The organism is Bacteroidota bacterium, from assembly GCA_039821555.1.
GTDB lineage: Bacteria > Bacteroidota > Rhodothermia > Rhodothermales > Rubricoccaceae > JBCBEX01.
This window is the reverse complement of record JBCBNX010000011.1, coordinates 57,165-76,740: the sequence shown is the minus strand read 5'-3', so window position 1 is coordinate 76,740 and position 19,576 is coordinate 57,165. Positions and strand designations below refer to the sequence as shown.

Genomic DNA, 19,576 nt, shown 5'->3' with positions numbered 1-19,576 from the left:
TCCTCCGTCATTTGCCCCGCTTCCGGGCCGCTCGGGCCGCGCTGGCGGTCATGGAGGAGCGGGAGCGCTGGGTGCGCTCTGACATCGAGGCCTTTCAACTGGAGCGCCTCAACCAGGTCTGGGCGCACGCCCGGAGCCACATTCCATATTACCGGCAGCTCGCCCAGGCGCATCGGCTCCCAGATCGCTTCGTCTCGCTTGCCGAGTACGTCCATCGGATGCCGATGCTCGACAAGCACGTCGTACGCGCACAGCCGGGCGCGCTCCTTTCTGAGGAAGCCAGGCCTGGGACGTGGCATCGGACGGGCGGCTCCACGGGCGTGCCGATGCGGGTCTACTGGAGCTACGAGGCACACCGCGCCTCGCTGCGCGTCCGGTACCGTACGCTCGACCAGTGGGACCTCGACACGTTCGACCGGACGGCGTTTCTCTGGGGACACAGCGGCTCGATCGCGCCAGGGTGGGCGGGGGTGAAGCAGCGGCTCCGCCGGCCCGTCGAGGACTGGCTGCGCAACCGGCTCCGCCTGAGCGCCTATCGCCTCGGCCCCGCCGACCTCGACGAGCACCTCGCCCGGCTCGCGCGCTTCGCACCGACCTCGCTCTACGGCTACAGCAGCGCCGTGGGTCTCCTCGCCACACGTGCCCACGAGCGAGGTATCCGGCTGCCTTCGCTCCGCGTCGCCCTCCTGACTGCCGAGCCCGCCGATGCAGCCACACGCACGGCCGTCGCCGAGGCGTTCGGGTGCGACGCCGCGGTAGAGTATGGCTCCGTCGAGTGCGGCAACATAGCCGCGAGCGACCGCGCGGGCGCCCTACGTGTCCGCGAGGATGCGGTCTTTCTGGAGACACACGCGGATGCCGACGGCCATGAAGAGATCCTCGTGACGGTGCTCACCAACCCGTCGTTTCCGCTGCTGCGCTATCGCATCGGGGACGTGGCCGAGGGACCGATGGCGCGCGCCGAGCAAGGGTTCGCCGTGTTGCCGGGCGTGCGCGGGCGGCAGAACGACATTCTGGTGAGCCGGTCGGGGCGCCTCGTGCACCCGCTGGCGGTCAAGCACGCGCTTGAGCATCACCCGGCGGTCCGCCGCTTCCGCGCGCACCAGGACTGCGACGGCGCGCTCACCGTCGCCGTGGAGATGGCGCCGGACGAGCCTCTTCCCGAGGCCACCGTGTGCGCCACGCTCACCGAGATGCTGGGCGGCTATCCGGTCCGCATCGAGCGCACCGAGCGGCTCGAAGGCAACCGGGCAGGCAAACACCGCTGGGTGATCAGCGATCTCGCCGCCACCCGCGAGCGCTCGGCGCCGACCGCGTCCTGAGCGTCGCGCAGGCACACGGCCAGCTTGGGAGCACGAACGCGCTAACCCCCCGCGTTGAACCAACGGCCCGGACCCGACTCCGCGGCACCGGGTTCATCTCCCGACCTGCGACCCTCGACCCCTGAACTACGACCCCTCTATGCCCCGCATCCTCTGGGCCGACGACGAGATCGACCTTCTCAAGCCGCACATCCTCTTCCTCGAAGCCAAGGGCTACGATGTCACCAGCGTTGCCAACGGGGCCGACGCCGTCGCCAAGAACGAGCAGGAGCGCTACGACGTCGTCTTCCTCGACGAGCAGATGCCCGGGATGGGCGGCCTCGACGCCCTGCAGGAGATCAAGGCCAACCGCCCCGAGGTGCCCGTCGTGATGATCACGAAGTCCGAGGAGGAGCAGATCATGGAGGACGCGCTCGGGCGGCAGATCGCGGACTACCTCATCAAGCCGGTCAACCCGAAGCAAATCCTGCTCACCATCAAGCGGCTGCTGGACCGCGAGCGGCTGCGCGGCGAGACCGTCAGCCAGGACTACCTGAGCCGCTTCGGCCAGATCACGATGCGCCTCTCCGGCGGCCTCGACCACGCCGAGTGGGTGGACCTCTACCAGGAACTCGTCCGCTTCGACCTCGACCTCGGCGACGCCGACGAGAACGTGGCCGAGATCCTGCACAACCAGTACCGCGAGGCCAACCGCGAATTCGGCAACTTCGTCGAGCGCTACTACGCCGACTGGATCGGGGAGGCCGACACCCTCCACCGCGACGGCGACGACCGCCCCGCGCTCTCGCACGAGGTCCTCTCGAAGTACGTCCTCCCGCACCTCGAACCGCACTCAAAAGGGCGGGGGGGCGACGGCAAGCCTAAGCGCCCCGTCCTTTTCTTTCTGATCGATTGCCTGCGGTTCGACCAGTGGCTCATGCTGGAAAGCTTGCTCTACCCGCACTTCGAGATCCAGAAGGACTGGCACTGGTCGCTCCTCCCGACGGCCACGCCCTACTCGCGCAACGCCATCTTCTCCGGCCTGCTGCCCATCAACATCGCGCAGCGCCACCGCGACCGCTGGAGCGCGGGCGACGACGACGAGAGCCTCAACCAGCACGAGGAGTTCTTCCTCGGTGACCTCCTGAAGCGCCGCCGCCTTGGCGACATCCGGATGCGCTACGACAAGCTCATCACCGGCGCCGACGGGCAGGCCTTCGCCGACAAGGTCCTCGACTACACCCAGCACGACCTCTCGGCGGTCGTGGTCAACTTCCTCGACATCCTCACGCACTCCCGCTCCGACTCGGCCGTGCTTAAGGAGATCGCCCCCGACGAGGCGGCCTTCCGTGGGCTCGCTCGGACGTGGTTCGAGCACTCGTGGCTCTTCGAGGCTTTCCGCACGCTCGCCGAGCAGGACGTGACCATCGTCCTCACTACCGACCACGGGGCCGTGCGCAGCCTCCGGCCGACGAAGGTGATCGGTGACCGCGACACCTCGACCAGTCTACGCTACAAGTTTGGCCGCAACCTCAAGTGCGACCGCAGCGACGCCATCTTCGTGAAGCACCCGGAGAACTACGGCCTCCCGCGCAGCGGCTTGAACGAGAACTACATCTTCTGCAAGGAGGACTTCTACTTCGTCTACCCGACGAGCTACCACCGCTACGTGCAGCGCTACAACGACACCTTCCAACACGGCGGCGTGTCGATGGAGGAGATGTTGCTCCCCGTCGTGACGCTGCGACCAAAGGGATAGCGGCAAGAGAGAATGCAGAGGGAAGAAGGCAGAAAAGTAGACGTAGTCAACAGCGCAGCCAACGTGCTGATTCCTGCTCTCCTCGCGCTTCGGGCAATGGGCTACGACGTGTCGCGACGGTATGACGACGGGCGAGAGTGGTGGGAGGCCGAGACCGAAGCATTGGAATTCGGCGCAGAAGATCCGCTATCGCTATTGGGACTCGTTGCCCTGCGTGAGCAGCGAGGCGCAGTATGGCATGCAAGCGATGCGGAGATCGAGGCTGTGATGCAGGAGTTTGGTCTCTGCAGCTAGCCCTCGCGGAGGCGGGGGATCTGTGTTGTATCTCGGCGCTCCGCCCAGTGTTTGGAAGCTGACCCGTAGATCCTTCGACTCGCTTCGCTCGCTCAGGACGACAGTCAAGAGAGCCACTACAACCACACGACCACCGTGCCCTGGCTCCAGCCGCGGTGCAGGTACCCGACGGCGTTTTGGCACGGCATCGCCGCCGCTGTGCGCGGGATGAATGGCGGTTTGACCACATGCGCCCCAGTGCAAATCGCCCCGAGAGGATGCCGGTGTCGTCGTCGTAGAGCCGTATCCGGTGCGTCAATCGGCACAAAGCTTGTGGCCAAACAGGCAGGTACGTTGTCCGATCAACGTCCAGAAGTTAGGCGCTTGTCCCGGCCTCTTGTGCGCATCTGCGTGACTTGCCTCGGCTTGCGAAGCGCTTCTGGAATGCCTACACTGATATGATCCGTCCTAATCCATAGAGACGTTGGTTCCTTCAAAGCGCTTTCGTTACGCCATGCACACCTTTCGTTACATCGCGCTCCTCGCCGCATTGCTAGTAGCTATGCCGGTCACGGCGCAGAGCCTGCCCGACTGGGCTGCGCCGTCTGAGACTCCGGCCCCGGAGGCTTTCGAGGAGACCCCAAATGAGGCCACGCCAAACCCGCCCGAGGTCCCGATTGACGGGGGTCTCGGCCTGCTCGCGCTTGCCGGTGCGGGCTTCGCCGCCCGTCGCCTCCGCCAGCAGCCCGCCGAGTAGCGCGCTGCTCCGCCCCCTCTTTCCGACGACTTTGACCACTATGAAACGCACGCTCCTCCTCCTCATGGCTTTCGCGCTGGCCTCGCCCAGTGTGTGGGCCCAGCAGACGATTGCTAGTCAATCCTTCGACGGGGTTGGACTCTCCGTTGACCAACTCGTGACGGCCAATCCCTTCAACAGCACCAACGCGCCCTCGGCGTTCAACGCGGGAGGTCCTGAACTCGACTTCTCTTCAAGCTTCACAGACTCGCGCGGAAACGGACTGACCGGCACGGTCACAGCGGGTGAAAACGGCGACGCCATCGGCGTGTCTACAGGCAACGCGGCGCCCCAGGTAAACGGGGCACCCACGAACAACCCCGATGGGAACCCGATCGGGGCCAGCGAGCGCGTGTTCGTCTTCGACAACACAGACGGCGGCATCACGCTCAGCTTCGAGCCCGTCGACGTCAGCGAGTTCGAGAGTCGCCAGATTCGGGTCCCCTACACAGCCGCAGCGACGACGTTCGGCACCAACGACGAACTAGTCGTGACGGTTGGAGATGGCTCGACGACGGTGACCGTACTCGAAATCCTGAGCAACGACCTGGAACTGCTGCTCGCAACCTGGAACACCCTCGTGGTGGACCTGGACGATGTGATCACGACGAACAGTCTCGACGAGACCAACATCATCCTGAGCGTCAGGGGAGACACCAACTCCAAGGGCGAAGAGCTCTTCATAGACGAAATCCTCTTCACGGGCACTCTCTCGTGCTCGGGCGAGACCGACCCGTGCGCCGTGACCTCCGGCGTGGAAGGGTGGCGCATGATCTCGGTACCGGGCACTGGGCTGACGGTCAACGATCTTGCCGCCTTCAACCTCGTGCGTGGCATCGCCACGGACGATACCGACCCGCCTAACATCTACACCGCCTATGGCGGCAACCAGGCACCGGGCGGCAACGACGGCTTCGTGGCGCCGTCAGCCACGGACGCGCTCGTCCCCGGCGAAGGCATCTTCTGGTACTTCTTCGACAGCGCCGACCCGCCCGTGGTTGATCCCGACGCGCTCGGGACGATCCAGGAACTCCCCATCCTGATCGTGGACACCGTAACGCCTGTGCCTGGGTCGGCAGGCGTCTCCTACCCGGTGCGTCCCAACAACGACGGCTTCTATCTCGCGGGCAATCCCTTCACCACCAGCTTCAGCCTAGCGGGCATTGCCGCGCGCAATGGGACTACGCTGGCAGCGCTCACGGTCTCCGACGTGGTTAGCATCTGGGATCCGTCGCTCAACAGCGGGGCCGGTGCCTACGTGACCTATTCGCGCTCCGGCGCAGGAGGCAATCCGCAAATCGTCGCGCCGTGGCAGGGCTTCTGGCTGGAGATCACCGACGGCGCAGGCGGCACGGTCACGGATGCGACCGTGGAAGTGGGTTACGGCGCGGCGTTCCAGACAACGGGCGGCGGCTTCGTGGGTCGCCAGGCGGCCCCTGTGGGCCTCAAGCTAGTGCTCAGCGGAACCGCCAACGACGGCCGAGCGCTCGCCAATGAGGTGTCGCTGTTCTTCCACGAGGAGTCCACCGACGGCTGGGACACCTTCGATGCATCGTCGCTGGGCTCGTTCGGCACGCCGTACGTCCTCGCAGGCCTCGTCGGAGACCGCGGCGACGAGACGGACATGTGGAAGTACCAGGATGCGCGTCCGCTCGTCGACGACCTCCACACGTTCGACCTTGCCTACACCGGGTTCGGCGTCGAAGACAGCTACGCGTTCTCGTGGCCGTCGCTGGAGAACGTACCGGAAGCGTGGTCGGTTACGCTGCGCGACCTGGTTACGGGCACGGAAGTAGACCTCCGCGCCGAGTCGAGCTACGCGTTCACGCCCGCCGAAGGCGAGCCTGCTGCCCGCTTCGAAGTGTTGGTCGGGGTGAACAACGCCGTGTCCAACGAGGAGGGCCTGCCGGACGTGTTTGCCATGGGCGAACTCTACCCGAACCCGTCGTCGACGTCGGCGACCCTGGCGGTGCGCGTGGCTGAGTCGCAAGAGGCCTCGGTGACGGTGTACGACGTGCTGGGTCGCCAGGTGCTGGCGGGCGCGGTGACGCTGCGTGCCGGCTCGGAGGAGCGGCTCGATGTCGACGTGTCGGCGCTGCCGGCGGGCACCTATGTGGTGCGTGTGGCGGGCGAGAGCTTCGCAGAGACGCGCCGGCTAACCGTCGTACGCTAGCCACGCGGACTAGGGCTCTCCGCTGCGCGCAGACGGGCGAGCATCTACGAAGCGTAAAAACTAGGCAGGGATGAGGTGAGCACCAGCGCGGTGAGCACGCTCATCCCTGCCTTCTTTGGTCTGTGCACGAGGGCGAAACGAGGTAGACCGAAGACGAAGCAGGCCCAAGGCGGGCCCATCGAAGGCGGAGCCGGGCGCTGTGGGAAAAGGCCAGTCCAACGTGGGGAAAGGCCAGTCCGACGTGGCGATCGAGCGACGCAGAGGTCGGCACCAAGGTCGATGCCGTGCCTCAGAGACGTTGATGCCGAGTCCGTCTTTCGGATCGAGCAGAGCCGACCCCGTATCACGTCGCCCTTCTGCTCGTGCTTTGCTTGCGAAGCGCTTCCAGGATGCCTACTCTGTCTAGGCTCCGTTCACCAGTCGAGGTCGCCATGAAGGGATATGTCCGCGCCACCGTCGCCGAGCGGCTTGACGTCACGCACGATCTCGCCGTGTTCAAGCTCGACTGGGGCGAGCCGTTTTCCTACGAACCGGGGCAGTACGTCACTCTCGCACTCGACCAGGACGGACGCACGGTGAAGCGGGCCTACTCGATCGTGAGCGCGCCGCACGAGCCGCAGATGGAACTGCACATCGAGCACGTTGCGGACGGTGCGCTAACGCCGGGCCTGTTCGCTCTCCACCCAGGCGATCCGGTGTGGGCGCGGAGAAAGATCGTCGGGCACTTCACGCAGGAGCTGTCGAAGCAGGCGCACGCGATGGTGGCGACGGTGACGGGGGCGGCGCCGTTCATCAGCATGATCCGTGCGCAGCGGCATGCCCTCGACACGGGCGTGCTCGCCGAGGCCGACGCGAGCCGCTACCTCCTCCTTCACGGCGCGAGCGACCCGGCCGAACTCGCGCCCTATGCGGCCGACCTCGCCGACCTCGCGGCCGTGACCGACTGGTTAGCCTATGTCCCCATCGTCAGTCGTCCCTGGAACCATCCCGGCTGGACGGGCGAGCGCGGGCGTGTGGGTGATGTGCTCCGAAAGCATCTCGATGCCTGGACCGGGCGCCATGGTATCGCCCCGGCTAGAGTCGTCGGCTATGCGTGCGGCAACCCACAGATGATCGAGCACGCCAAGGGCATATTCAAGCGCGCAGGGTTGCAGGCCGAGTTCATCCGCGATGAGAAGTACTACACCGAGGACCCGCCCAATCCAGTGCACGTGTTTGATGCGGCGGGCGCGCAGGTCGCCGCGCGGCAGGCGAAGCCCTCTGGCGGGGCGAAGCCCAAAGGGCCGGGCAAGCGCCCGCCACTCCCCCCGGGGCTCGCGAAGCTCAAAGCCGTCAAGCCTGGGCGGACGGGCGGAGCCCCGCCACGGACATCCAGGTCTTGAAAGCAGACATCCGCGTCTAGGTCCGGAGTCAGGCGTGTAGCATTTCCAGATCGGGGCTGGAACTTGGTGGCTACCGCGTCGCTGGTGCGGTCAAGGCCTCGTGAATTGAGCGAGGGATTGCGGCGGTTTAACGTGCAGGTCGAAAGCGTTTGGTAGCCATCGTCTACCTTCCGCGCTCTGCCACGCCTTTCCGACGCTTTTACTTGCCATGCACACGTTCCGCCACGCCGCGTTCGCCGCGGCGTTCTTGCTCGCGCTTCCCACCGCTGCCACAGCGCAGAGCTTACCCGACTGGGCTGCGCCGTCTGCGGCCCCGGCCCCGGAGGCGTTCGAGGAGACGCCGACCGATGCCACGCCGAACCCCCCTGAGGTGCCGATCGACGGCGGGCTCGGCCTGCTCGCGCTTGCGGGTGCGGGCTACGCCGCGCGCCGCCTCCGCCAGAACCACGCCGAATAGCGCGTCCCTCCGTCTCACCTCTCTTCCGACGACTCTGACCGACATGAAACGAACGCTACTTCTTCTCGCAGCTCTGTTGCTGCTCGCACCAAGAGGTTTTGCCCAACTCAGCGCTGGCGATATAGCAATCATTGGCCTGAATTCTGACAACCCGGATGACTTTGCCTTTGTCGCTCTTGCTGACATCACAGCGGGCGAAGTGATCTACTTCGCTGATTGTGGAGTCAATACTGACGGTTCTTTCCGCGACAACGAAGGGACCGTCGTGTACACGACGCCTTCTGGAGGTCTAAGCGCAGGAGACGTTGTCCTCTTCACTGCGTCCTCCGACTTTGCCACGGGCGGAGCGCCGGGTTGCACCGGGTCTGGGTTTGCCTTGTCTGCAAGCGGCGACCAGATTGTTGCCTACCAAGAGGACAGCGGCACGTTCACGTTCCTCTACATCGTGACGACCAACTCGACCGTATTCGGCACGTCTGCCACAAACTCTAACACGACTGCTCTGCCCCCAGGTCTGACGGAGGGCACTACAGCAGTCGCAGTGGGGTCGGGGCCTGGTACAGGCGATGAGGTCGATAACTCCACCTACAACGAAAGTGTCACAAGTGGCACACAGGCCGAACTACTCGCGGCGATTAGCAATGCTTCAAACTGGAGCGGGAACGACACCCGTATCGACCCCTTAGCAGACGGCCCGTTCACGGTCGGTGCAGCGGGGACCCTCGTGTCGGAGACGTCGTCAGGTGGCGAGGGGTGGCGTATGCTCTCAGCCCCTGGCTCCGGCCTCTCCGTCGCCGACCTCGCTGCCGTCAACCTCCTGCGCGGCATCGCCGCCGCCGACACCGACCCCGCCAACCTCTACACCGCCTACGGCGGCAATCAGACCCCCGGCGGCAACGACGGCTTCACGGCTCCCGCCGAGACCGACGCCCTCGTCCCCGGCGCAGGCTTCTGGTGGTACTTCTTCGACAGCGTGAGCCCGCCCACGCTCAGCGGCAGCGGCCTCGGCACCGTCCAGGCTCTTCCCGTCAACGTCGCCGCGACGGTGACGCCGCTCGCGGCCGACCAAGACGTGACCTTCGGGGCGCGCACCGTCTCCGACGACGCCTTCTACCTCGCCGGCAACCCCTTCGCCACCGACTTCTCGCTCGCGGGCGTCTCGGTGACGACGGGCGGGCTCACCCTGCAGGACGTGGTGCAGGTGTGGGACCCGGCGGGGGCAGCCACGGGCGAGACCGGCAACATCGGGCCGGGAGGCTACGTGGCCTACTCGCTGAGCGGGTCGGGTAGCCCGCAGGTGGTGACGCCGTGGCAGGGCTTCTGGCTGGAGGTGACCGACGGGCCGGGCGGGACGAACCCGCCAGGGTCGACGCCGACGACGGCCGTGACGGTGCGCTACGCGGTGGCGAGTGCCGGAGCCTCGGGCGGGACGTTCGTGGGGCGCCAGGCGGCCTACCACGACCTGAAGCTGGACCTGGTCGGGGCGACGGCCGAGGGCGACCGTATCCGCAACACGGTGTCGCTGTTCTTCCACGAGGAGGCGTCGGAGGGGTGGGACCGCTTCGACGCGTCGTCGCCGGGGTCGTTCGGGGCGCCGTTCGTGCTGGCAGGCCTCCTCGGAGATCGCGGTGACGAGGCCGATGCCTGGCAGTACCAGGACGCGCGGCCGCTGGGCGATGCCGACGAGCTCGGCGTGCATACGTTCGACCTCGCCTACACGGGGTTCGGCGTGAGGACGAGCTACGAGTTCGCGTGGCCATCGCTCGACGGCGTGCCTGAGACGTGGTCGCTCATTCTGCGTGACACCATGACTGGCACCGAGGTGGACCTGCGCGAGCAGGGGAGCTACGCCTTTGAGACGATGGAGGGTGAGCCTGCGGCGCGCTTCGAGGTGATCGTGGGTGCGAGCGCGGTGTCGAGCGAGGAGGCGGTGCCGGCCGTGTTCGCCGTGGGCGAGCTCTACCCGAACCCGACGGCGTCGCAGGCGACGCTGGCGGTGCAGGTGGCGGAGTCGCAGGAGGCCTCGGTGGCCGTGTACGACGTGCTGGGTCGCCAGGTGCTCTCGGGCGCGGTGACGCTGCGTGCGGGCTCGCAGGAGCGACTCGACGTCGATGTGTCGGGTCTACCCGCGGGAACGTACGTGGTGCGTGTGTCGGGGGCGAGCTTCGCGGAGACGCGGCGGCTGACGGTGGTGCGCTAGGGCGGCGTCGTCTGAGTGAGGCCGAGTGAAGCAGAGCGGGGGCGTGTCCTGGGGGCGCGTCCCCGCGCTCGTTCAGGCCTCCGCGTACCGAACTAGCGTGCTGTGCATAAATCAGACACCCTGCACTTCTATTGACATAGGTCTTAAACTGCCCGATGCTCAAGCCAGCACGATGCGAGGGCTTTCGACTTGGATTTGCCCGCTAGCGTGCTTGCCTATCGGTTCTTTTGTCCCGACCTACCGCCATGCACACGTTCCGCCACGTCGCGCTCGTCGCGACGATCCTGCTCGCGCTTCCCACCGCTGCCACAGCGCAGAGCTTACCCGACTGGGCTGCGCCGTCTGCGGCCCCGGCCCCGGAGGCGTTCGGGGAGACGCCGACCGATGCCACGCCGAACCCCCCTGAGGTGCCGATTGACGGCGGGCTCGGCCTGCTCGCGCTTGCGGGTGCGGGCTACGCCGCGCGCCGCCTCCGTCAGCAGCACGCCGAGTAGCGCTGCTCGCGTTCACCTTACCGTCTCAACACAGTCTAAACCCGACCCTCACCTATGCGAGTCCGCTTCTTCCTCGCACTCACTGCCTTGCTCCTGGCCGCTCCTTCTTACGCAGGAGGAGGAATTTTCGAATCCCGCGTTATCGTCAATGAGGGGGGAGGAAACAGCTTTTTTCCCGTCAATGATTATGGCTTCGGAGAACTGGTCTTCGGCGTACAGTCCTTCGGGCCTTTTGCGCCTGGGGCAACTTTTCTGCTGAATGGAGCCGAGATCAAGACCTTCAAGGACAACGGGACCGATATCACCGGTGCCACCTTGTTCTATCGAGTGTACAATGCCGGCGACACCCCCGGAAGCTTCAGCCAGATCAATCTGCCATTCGACACCAACCTGGGTGGGAATGACCAGCAGTGGGCCGAATCTAGTGCTGGGATCGATCTTCTGGCTCTCTGTGGTTTGGGGACGGCATGCACGCTAGACGTGTATTTCGAGGCCTCGACCAACGCAGTGGATGCGGATAACCCTGTGGCCGACGGCAGCAGCGGTAGCCCGTACTCGGATACCTTCTCGGAGAGCGGATGCGCCGGTACAGGAGATCCTTGTGAGGAGTCCACCAGCGCTGAAGGATGGCGGATGCTTTCGGTGCCGGGCACTGGGCTGACGGTCAACGATCTCGCCGCGATCAACCTCGTGCGCGGCATCGCCACTGACGATACCGACCCGCCGAACCTCTACACCGTGTACGGCGGCGACCAAGCGCCCGGCGGCAACGATGGGTACAACGCTCCCGCTGGGGCAACCACCACGCTCACGCCGGGAGCTGGCTTCTTCTGGTACTTCTTCGGCGAGGCACCGGACCCGCTCGATGAGCAGGTGCTCGGTCTCGTTCAGGCACTTCCTGTCGCCGTTACCGGCTCGCCTACGTCGGTACTCATAGCTGACCAGACGGTGCAATTCCCGCAACGTACCACCAACGATGGTTTCTACCTCGCCGGCAACCCCTTCGACTCGGACTTTGACCTCGGTGGCGTTTCCGTCGCCTCCGACCCCAGCGGCACAGCTCTCGCTGTCTCCGACGCCGTTCAAGTTTGGGACCCCTCAGCGAACAGTGGGGCCGGGGGCTACACGCCCTACTCACTCTCGGGTATGGGTAACCCGGGGGTCGTGACGCCGTGGCAAGGCTTTTGGATCGAAGTGGTGGAGGACGCTACCTCGACGCCCTCCACGACGGTCGGGGTGGATGTGACGTACGAGTTTGCGAGTGCCAACGCCAGCGGGGGGACGTTTGTGGGGCGCCAAGCGGCCTACCACGACCTGAAGCTCAAGCTGCGAGGCACCGCTACCGATGGGCGTGCGCTCACCAACGAGGTATCGCTGTTTTTCCACGAGGAGGCGTCGGAGGGGTGGGACCGCTTCGACGGATCGTCGCCGGGGTCGTTCGGGGCGCCGTTCGTGCTGGCGGGCCTCCTCGGAGACCGCGGCGACGAGGCCGATGCCTGGCAGTACCAGGACGCGCGGCCGCTGGGCGATGCCGACGAGCGCGGCGTGCATACGTTCGACCTCGCCTACGCGGGGTTCGGTGTGGGGACGAGCTACGAGTGGGCATGGCCGTCGCTCGACGGCGTGCCTGAAGGGTGGTCGCTCGTGCTGCGCGACCGGATGACGGGCACCGAGGTGAACCTGCGCGAGCAGGGGAGCTACGCGTTCGAGACGATGGCGAGTGAGCCTGCGGCGCGCTTCGAGGTGGTCGTGGGTGCGAGCGCGGTGTCGAGCGAGGAGGCGGTGCCGGCGGTGTTCGCCGTGGGCGAGCTCTACCCGAACCCGGCTGCCACAGCGGCGACGCTGGCGGTGCAGGTGGCGGAGTCGCAAGAGGCATCGGTGACGGTGTACGACGTGCTGGGTCGCCAGGTGCTCTCGGGCGCGGTGACGCTGCGTGCGGGCTCGCAGGAGCGACTCGACGTCGATGTGTCGGGTCTACCCGCGGGAACGTACGTGGTGCGTGTGTCGGGGGCGAGCTTCGCGGAGACGCGGCGGCTGACGGTGGTGCGCTAGCGCGGCGTCGTCAGAGTGAGGCCGAGTGAAGCAGAGCGGGGGCGTGTCCTGGGGGCGCGTCCCCGCGCTCGTTCAGGCCTCCGGGAACCGCTCTACCGGGAATAGGGTGGGGGACCTACACCCTTCGTTCCCTGTCCGATGTCCGACTTTCGCCTCGCTGCCGCCGACCTGCTTCCGCTCGACTCCTCCTCGCCCGAGGCGACGATGGCCCTCGGCGAGCGCCTGGGCGCGCACCTGAGGCCCGGCGACCTCGTCGCGCTCTACGGCGACCTCGGCGCGGGAAAGACGCACCTCGTCAAGGGGCTTTGCGCTGCACAGGGGCTTGACCCGGCCGCGGTCAACTCGCCCACGTTCACGCTCGTCAACGAGTACGATGGCGCGCGCTTCCCGCTCTACCACTTCGACGCCTACCGCATCGAGCGTATCGAGCAGCTCTATGACCTCGGCTACGAGGACTACTTCTTCAGCGACGGCGCGTGCCTGATTGAGTGGCCTGCACGCATCGAGGCGGTGCTGCCGCCGGAGACCGTCCGGCTCCAGCTCACGCATGTCGAAGGCGACGGCATCGGCGAGACGCGGCGGCGCATCACACTGATCGAGGCGCCCGGGGACACACCGACGTGACGTACGACGACGCCAGGGCCTACCTCGACGCGCTGCCGCGCTGGGCGGCGCAGGGACAGGCGGCTTACCGGCCGGGCCTCACCACGATGGACCGGCTCATGGAGGGACTGGGGCGGCCTCACGAGGCGTTCCCGAGCGTTCACGTCGGGGGTACGAACGGCAAAGGCTCCACGGCCTCGATGCTGGCCGCCGTCGCCACCGCCAGCGGGCGACGAACGGGGCTGCACACCTCGCCCCACCTGGTCGATTTCGCGGAGCGGATGCGCATCGATGGGCAGGCGGCCCCGCACGCATGGATCGCTGGCGCGGTGGCGCGCCACTGCGCCCTCTTCGACGCTGTACGCCCGAGCTTCTTCGAGGCGACCGTGGCGCTGAGTTTCCTGTACTTCGCCGAGATGGCCGCCGATCTCGCTGTTGTGGAGGTCGGGCTCGGCGGCCGGCTCGACGCGACCAACGTGCTCACGCCCGAGGTGGCGCTGGTCACCTACATCGGACTCGACCACACGGATGTGCTCGGCACTACGAAAGCGGCGATCGCCCGCGAGAAAGCAGGCATCGCCAAACCTGGAGTCCCGTTTCTCACCGCTGAGCCGGACCCCGCGCTCCGAGCGGTGCTCCGCGCCGAAGCCGAAGCACGAGGCGCGTCGTTCGAGGCGGTACGCGAGACGGTGACCGTGGAGGCGAGACCCTCGTCTGACGGGGCGGTGCGCCTCGACGTGAACACACCACATCGGTTCGCCGATCTCCGCATGGGGCTCCCTGGTACCCATCAGACCTGGAACGCCGCGCTCGCCGTACGCGCGGCTGAGGCCGCAGGCATCATGACTGGCGTAGATGGAAGCGACCGCAGCGCCGTACGCCAAGGACTCGCCGCAGTGCGGAAACTCGCTGGAATTCGGGGTCGTTGTGAAGTTTGGTCGGAATCCCCGCTTGCCGTACTGGACGTGAGTCACAACGCCGAGGGACTCGCCGCTGCGCTCGCGTTTGTGAAGACGCGGCAGCGCGCTCGGCGAGTAGGCACGGCTGGGGGGCGTCTCCAGGTGCTCCTCGGACTGATGCGTGACAAAGACCTCGACGCCCTCGTGCCCCTGCTCCGGCGTGCGGAGGCGACGATCACGCCCGTGTCGCTCGACAGTGCCCGCGCCCGCTCGGCGTCGGAGCTCCGCGCGGCTTTCGCGGCGGCTGGCCTTGCTCTTTCTCTCGGTGACGCACCCACGACTCCCCGTGAGGCGCTCGCGTGGCTGCACCGGCGAAGCACCGCGCATGACGCCGTGCTTGCCACAGGCTCGCACCTCGTAGCGGCTGCCGTGCTCCGCGCGACGGACGAGCCTGCCTAGGCCCCCACAATCCAAGCAAACGTGGGCCATCGCAACCCAGTCTGGATAAGCGGTTGTTTTGGACGACCTTTCTGCGTACACTTTCCTTTCCCTTCTTCCTGCCTCTCTCCACGACGCTCCCGAGCGTCTCCCTTCTCTCTCGCGTCAGGCCTGTGTGCCCCGCACACGCGCCAGTCGGGCTCACCCCCGGCGAATGCCCCTCCCCATGAACATCGCGTCGCTGCAAGAAAAGAAGGTGGCTGAGCTGCAGGAGATCGCGCAGCGCCTCGGCCTCCACGGGCTGTCCCACTTGCGCAAGCGCGACCTCATCTACCGCATCCTCGAAGCGAACGCCGACGAAGCAGCGCACGATTCTGAGAACGGCCACGGTAACGGCACCGTGCACCAAGCCCGTCGCGCCGCTGATGCTGCTCGCCCGGATGCTGCGAGCGACGCGGCGCCCCATCGATCTGCTCCCATGGCTGACCTCTCCTCCACCCGTTCTGAGGCCCGCGCTACGCCCCGCACGTCCGAGCGCCGTCCCAACCGACGCCGCCCTCGCCAGCGCCAACCCATCTCCGACCAGTGGCCGGCCTACATGCAGGGCTTCGACCCGATGCAGGTCTCGCTCGAAGGCATGATCCACAAGGTGGGCGTCCTCGAAATCCTCCCGGACGGCTACGGCTTCCTGCGCTCAGCGGAGTACAACTACCTCCCGTCGCCCGACGACATCTACGTCTCTCCAAGCCAGATCAAGCGCTTTAGCTTGCGCGTCGGCGACACCGTGGACGGCCAGGTCCGCCCCCCCAAAGAAGGCCAGCGCTTCTTCGCGCTCATCCGCGTGAACGCCATCAACGGCGTCTCGCCCAGCGAGATGGCCGAGCGCATCGACTTCGACTACCTCACGCCCAGCTACCCCGACGAGCAGCTTCGCCTGGAGACCACCGGCAGCGAACTTTCGACGCGCGTCATCGACCTCTTCGCGCCCATCGGCAAGGGCCAGCGCGGCGTGATCGTGGCGCAGCCCAAGACTGGCAAGACGATCCTCTTGCAGAAGATCGCCAACGCCATCACCACCAACTTCCCAAACGCCTACCTCCTCGTGCTGCTCATCGACGAGCGCCCAGAGGAGGTGACCGACTTCGAGCGGACGATCCACGGCGAGGTCATCGCGTCCACCTTCGACGAGGACCCGACGCGCCACATCGGCGTGGCCGATATCGTGCTGGAAAAGGCGAAGCGGCTCGTGGAGGCCGGGCAAGACGTGGTGGTGCTGCTCGACTCGATCACGCGGCTGGCGCGCGCGCACAATGCGGCCTACGAAGGCCAGAGCCGCACCATGTCAGGCGGCGTCGAGGCCGGTGCGCTGCGTGGGCCCAAGCGGTTCTTCGGCGCGGCCCGGGCCGTCGAAGAAGGCGGCTCGCTCACGGTCATCGGCACGGCCCTCATCGACACGGGAAGCAAGATGGACGAGGTCATCTTCGAGGAGTTCAAGGGCACCGGCAACATGGAACTGGTGCTCGACCGCGACCTCGCCAACCGGCGCATCTATCCGGCGATCAACCTCATGCGTTCGGGCACGCGCCGCGAGGAGATGCTCATCGGCGAAGAGCGCCTGCAGCGCATCTGGATCCTCCGGCAGATCCTCGCCGACATGGACCCAGTCCAGGCGATGCAGTTCGTCCTGAAGCAGATGCGTGGCACGGCCTCGAACGACGAGTTCCTCGCGACGATGAACTCGTAGACGGCGGAAGCTTCGCCGTGGCAGTCGGCTTCGCCGCGCCAATCAGCGTCGTTGCGGTATTTCAGAAGGAGGGTTGGGAAGCGTGCGGGGTTCTGCGGCCCTCTGCCCCTTTTTTGGGGTAGACCGGATTTGTGACTGGTCCCTCCCTCAGGGTTTGGGTGTATTTTCTGAAAACGCCCAACGCTTCCCTGCTATGCTTTCTGGTCGCCCCATAGACGCGGTGCTGTTCGACATGGACGGCGTGCTCGTAGACGTCTCCGGATCCTTCCGCCGGGTCGTCCAGGAAGTCGTGCGTAGTTACACGGGCGTGACGCCGGCGAAAGCGGAGATTCAAGCCTACAAAGACCGCGGTGGCTTCAACGACGACTGGAAGCTCTCCCACACGATGCTCCGCGAGGCCGGGCACGCCGTGCCGTTCGAGGAGGTCGTGGCGGTGTTCCAGCGGATCTACCTCGGCGAGCGCCACGAGACCGGCGTCTTCGACGGGCTGATTGCTGAGGAGCCGGCGCTGATGCCGACGGGCGTGCTGGCAGGTTTGGCCGCACGCTATCCGCTTGCGCTCGTGACGGGACGCCCGGAGCGCGACGCCCAGTGGACGCTCGCGCGCTTCGGCTGGGACGGCTTCTTTCCGAGTGTGGTAGGGATGGACCAGCAGGCGGGGCGCGGCAAGCCCGACCCCTACGGCATCGAGCTCGCTATGGAGCAGCTCGATGCACTCCATGGGCGCCCGTTTAACCGGACGCGCTCGGTGTACGTGGGTGACAACGGCGACGACATGCGTGCAGCCTCGGCGGCCGGACTACTCGCCATCGGTGTGGTGCCTCCCTACCTCGACTACCACGCCCACCGCGCTACCCTCATGGAGGCCGGGGCGGACGTGGTGATCTCCCGCGTCGCGGATGTGCCGATGCTGCTTCCTCGCAAGGAGGCCGGCTCGGCCCTGGTGGCTGGCTAGTACGGCAACGGGCAGGCACGGAAGGGTCGTACTTTGAGGCGTCACGCGGCGGGTCGTACCACCGGCGCATCTAGGCGTCGCACCTACGTTTGGGACCCGCCCCGTGGCTTCGCTCCTCGCCAAGCCAGCTTCCCCTCTCTATGCCTCGCCTGCTTCTCGCGGCCTGCGTCGCCTTCGTGCTCGTCGGCTGTGTCAACCCCGAACTTCTCGCCGAGCGCGATGCTGAGATCGGCCAACTCCAGGGCGACCTCGGCCTCGCCTACGCCGAAATCGAACGGCTGCGGGGTGAGAACGAGCGCCTCCGCGCCGAGCCCGGCGTCACCGTCGTGCAACCTCGCCCGGCCCGGCGTGGTGAGCGCGGCGAGACCGTCGCGATCCTCCCGACTGACATCTACTTCGAGTCGGGCAGCGCGCAGCTCACGCCTGAAGGCGTCAGCCGCCTGATTGAAGTCGTGGAGCGGCTCAAGGCTGACTACGCCGGGCGCGAGGTCCGCATCGAAGGCTACACCGACGCCCAGCCCATCGCTGAGCCGCTGAAGGAGCGATTCCCCTCCAACTGGGAGCTCTCGGCTGCGCGCGCCGCGATGGTGGCCCGGCACCTGCAGTGGACGCATGAGATGAACCCGGCTAGGATGGAGGTGGTCGGCCTCGGCCAGTACCACCCCCTCACGACCAACGAGACAGAGGAAGGTCGCCAGGAGAACCGCCGCGTCCGCATCGCTGTGATGGGGGGCTGAGGCGCCGACCGTGTGGGATCGGAACCGCGCGGAGAAGCAGGTCGTCAGAGTTGTGTGCGAGCGTATGTGTGCTCGCACTCGTGCCCTTCTCCATCGCACCTCTCCATCGCTATGAGCGACACCAACCAACAGAAAGCCGAAGGCCTGCTCGACGAGGCCAAAGGCCGGGTCAAGCAAGCCGCCGGGGCGCTCGCCAACGACGCCGACCTGAAAGCAGACGGCCACATTGACGAGGCGAAAGGCCGCGTCAAGCAGGCCGCCGCAGACGCCAAGAGCGCCGTCGAGAACCTGACGAAGTAGCCTGCGCGTCTCCCCGACCGCCGCCGGTGCCTCCACAGGCATCGGCGGTTCTTTTTGGGTCCGACCTTCTTGAGTCCGATGCTCAGGCGCCGAGGTCTGGCAGCCGCGTCGCGAGCGGCGCCACCGGCAGGCGCGAGTCGATCATCCGCTGGTCGAACACGAAATCCTCGTTGGGCTCGATGTGCCAGTCGGCGCCGTAGTGGTCGCGCAGCGCGCAGACGAGGTTGTAGAACGAGACGCCCGTCGGCTGGTCCGCCGTCTGTGTGCCGTTCGCGTCGGCCATGTAGGTACCTGGCGGGAGATCGAGCGCCGCGACGAGCGCCGCCGCCGTGTCCGGGAGGAACGAGCAGGCCGGCGCCCACCGCGTGCTCGCGCCGATCACCTCGCCTCGGGCTGCCCGCGCGGCGAGGTTCGCGCCCATGTGGTTGCCGCCCGCCACGTTGTGCTGCGACTTGGAGGCAGCGTCGTCGCCCAGCGCGGGCGCGATCTGCCAGCCGAGCCGGACGATGCGCCCTTTGGGATGCGTGGCATGCACAACACCCTCGGCTTCGCGTTTCTGCCCCCCATAGCCGCCTTGTGCCGTCGGTGCGGTATCCCGATGGAACGGGCCACTCGGACCGTCCTCGAACACCATCGCCGTGCTGGTGAACACGAGTGCGATCTCACGTTCCGCGCACATTCGCGCGATCGCCTCGGGCCACGCGACGTTGACGACGTGCCCTTCGTTCTCGCGCCCCGTTGGCTGCGCGGCAATGGCGAGGTGGAAGACCGCGTCGGGCCGCACCGTGTCGAAGAGCCGCGCCTGCGCGTCGAGGGCGAGCGGCGGCACCGCACGGCGATCCCACGGTGTGACGGTGTCGCCACGCTCGCGCAGGTGAGCAGAGAGGGCTTGGCCGACGGTGCCGTTCGCACCGGTGAGGAGAGCGTTCATGGGCGAAGAGCGAGAGAAGAGGGGCAGTTGTGTGGAGACATTCCAGACCGTCGACAACGCGATATACGCAAGACGTAACACA

At 66.6% G+C, this 19,576-nt stretch carries 17 protein-coding genes; 16 read left to right on the top strand and 1 reads right to left on the bottom strand.

Annotated features, from left to right (window positions below; genetic code table 11):
* Positions 1-11 precede the first annotated feature (11 nt).
* The 16 genes from AAFU51_12915 (at position 12) to AAFU51_12840 (ending at position 18,563) form a co-directional block, all read left to right on the top strand.
* Positions 12-1,322, top strand: coding sequence for a hypothetical protein (locus AAFU51_12915; protein MEO1572159.1), 1,311 nt, complete (start codon positions 12-14; stop codon positions 1,320-1,322).
* A 139-nt stretch (positions 1,323-1,461) separates the two neighbouring features.
* Positions 1,462-3,060, top strand: a complete 1,599-nt coding sequence (locus tag AAFU51_12910; GenBank protein ID MEO1572158.1) for a bifunctional response regulator/alkaline phosphatase family protein — start codon at positions 1,462-1,464, stop codon at positions 3,058-3,060.
* A 63-nt stretch (positions 3,061-3,123) separates the two neighbouring features.
* Positions 3,124-3,354 carry a hypothetical protein gene (locus AAFU51_12905; GenBank protein MEO1572157.1) on the top strand — a complete coding sequence of 77 codons (231 nt, stop codon included), beginning with the start codon at positions 3,124-3,126 and terminating at the stop codon, positions 3,352-3,354.
* A 493-nt stretch (positions 3,355-3,847) separates the two neighbouring features.
* Complete coding sequence (locus AAFU51_12900; protein MEO1572156.1) at positions 3,848-4,090, top strand: hypothetical protein; 243 nt, start codon at positions 3,848-3,850, stop codon at positions 4,088-4,090.
* 40 nt (positions 4,091-4,130) lie between these two features.
* Entirely contained in the window at positions 4,131-6,302 is a 2,172-nt protein-coding gene (locus AAFU51_12895) for a T9SS type A sorting domain-containing protein (GenBank protein ID MEO1572155.1), read from the top strand.
* A 431-nt stretch (positions 6,303-6,733) separates the two neighbouring features.
* Positions 6,734-7,684, top strand: coding sequence for an FAD-binding oxidoreductase (locus AAFU51_12890; GenBank protein ID MEO1572154.1), 951 nt, complete (start codon positions 6,734-6,736; stop codon positions 7,682-7,684).
* A gap of 208 nt (positions 7,685-7,892) precedes the next feature.
* Positions 7,893-8,141, top strand: a complete 249-nt coding sequence (locus tag AAFU51_12885) for a hypothetical protein (protein ID MEO1572153.1) — start codon at positions 7,893-7,895, stop codon at positions 8,139-8,141.
* Between the two features lie 376 nt (positions 8,142-8,517).
* Entirely contained in the window at positions 8,518-10,341 is a 1,824-nt protein-coding gene (locus AAFU51_12880) for a T9SS type A sorting domain-containing protein (protein ID MEO1572152.1), read from the top strand.
* Positions 10,342-10,586: 245 nt separating this feature from the next.
* Positions 10,587-10,835: a hypothetical protein gene (locus AAFU51_12875; GenBank protein ID MEO1572151.1), complete on the top strand. Its 249-nt coding sequence runs from the start codon at positions 10,587-10,589 to the stop codon at positions 10,833-10,835.
* Between the two features lie 633 nt (positions 10,836-11,468).
* On the top strand, positions 11,469-12,887 hold the full coding sequence (locus AAFU51_12870; GenBank protein ID MEO1572150.1) for a T9SS type A sorting domain-containing protein: 1,419 nt from the start codon (positions 11,469-11,471) through the stop codon (positions 12,885-12,887).
* Between the two features lie 138 nt (positions 12,888-13,025).
* Positions 13,026-13,511 (top strand): tRNA (adenosine(37)-N6)-threonylcarbamoyltransferase complex ATPase subunit type 1 TsaE, encoded by a 486-nt coding sequence (gene tsaE, locus AAFU51_12865; protein ID MEO1572149.1) that lies wholly within the window; start codon positions 13,026-13,028, stop codon positions 13,509-13,511.
* The gene (locus AAFU51_12860; protein MEO1572148.1) at positions 13,508-14,848 is read left to right on the top strand and encodes a Mur ligase family protein; all 1,341 of its coding nucleotides are present in this window, start codon (positions 13,508-13,510) and stop codon (positions 14,846-14,848) included. The genes tsaE and AAFU51_12860 overlap by 4 nt, the downstream gene beginning before the upstream one ends.
* A 193-nt stretch (positions 14,849-15,041) precedes the next feature.
* A complete protein-coding gene (rho, locus tag AAFU51_12855) occupies positions 15,042-16,571 on the top strand; it encodes a transcription termination factor Rho (protein MEO1572147.1) in 1,530 nt (509 codons plus the stop codon).
* A gap of 193 nt (positions 16,572-16,764) precedes the next feature.
* Positions 16,765-17,526 (top strand): HAD family hydrolase, encoded by a 762-nt coding sequence (locus AAFU51_12850; GenBank protein MEO1572146.1) that lies wholly within the window; start codon positions 16,765-16,767, stop codon positions 17,524-17,526.
* A gap of 140 nt (positions 17,527-17,666) precedes the next feature.
* Complete coding sequence (locus AAFU51_12845; GenBank protein MEO1572145.1) at positions 17,667-18,263, top strand: OmpA family protein; 597 nt, start codon at positions 17,667-17,669, stop codon at positions 18,261-18,263.
* Between the two features lie 111 nt (positions 18,264-18,374).
* Complete coding sequence (locus AAFU51_12840) at positions 18,375-18,563, top strand: CsbD family protein (GenBank protein MEO1572144.1); 189 nt, start codon at positions 18,375-18,377, stop codon at positions 18,561-18,563.
* 82 nt (positions 18,564-18,645) lie between these two features.
* Here AAFU51_12840 and AAFU51_12835 read toward each other — a convergent pair whose 3' ends face one another.
* A complete protein-coding gene (locus tag AAFU51_12835; GenBank protein ID MEO1572143.1) occupies positions 18,646-19,494 on the bottom strand; it encodes a sugar nucleotide-binding protein in 849 nt (282 codons plus the stop codon).
* Positions 19,495-19,576 lie beyond the last annotated feature (82 nt).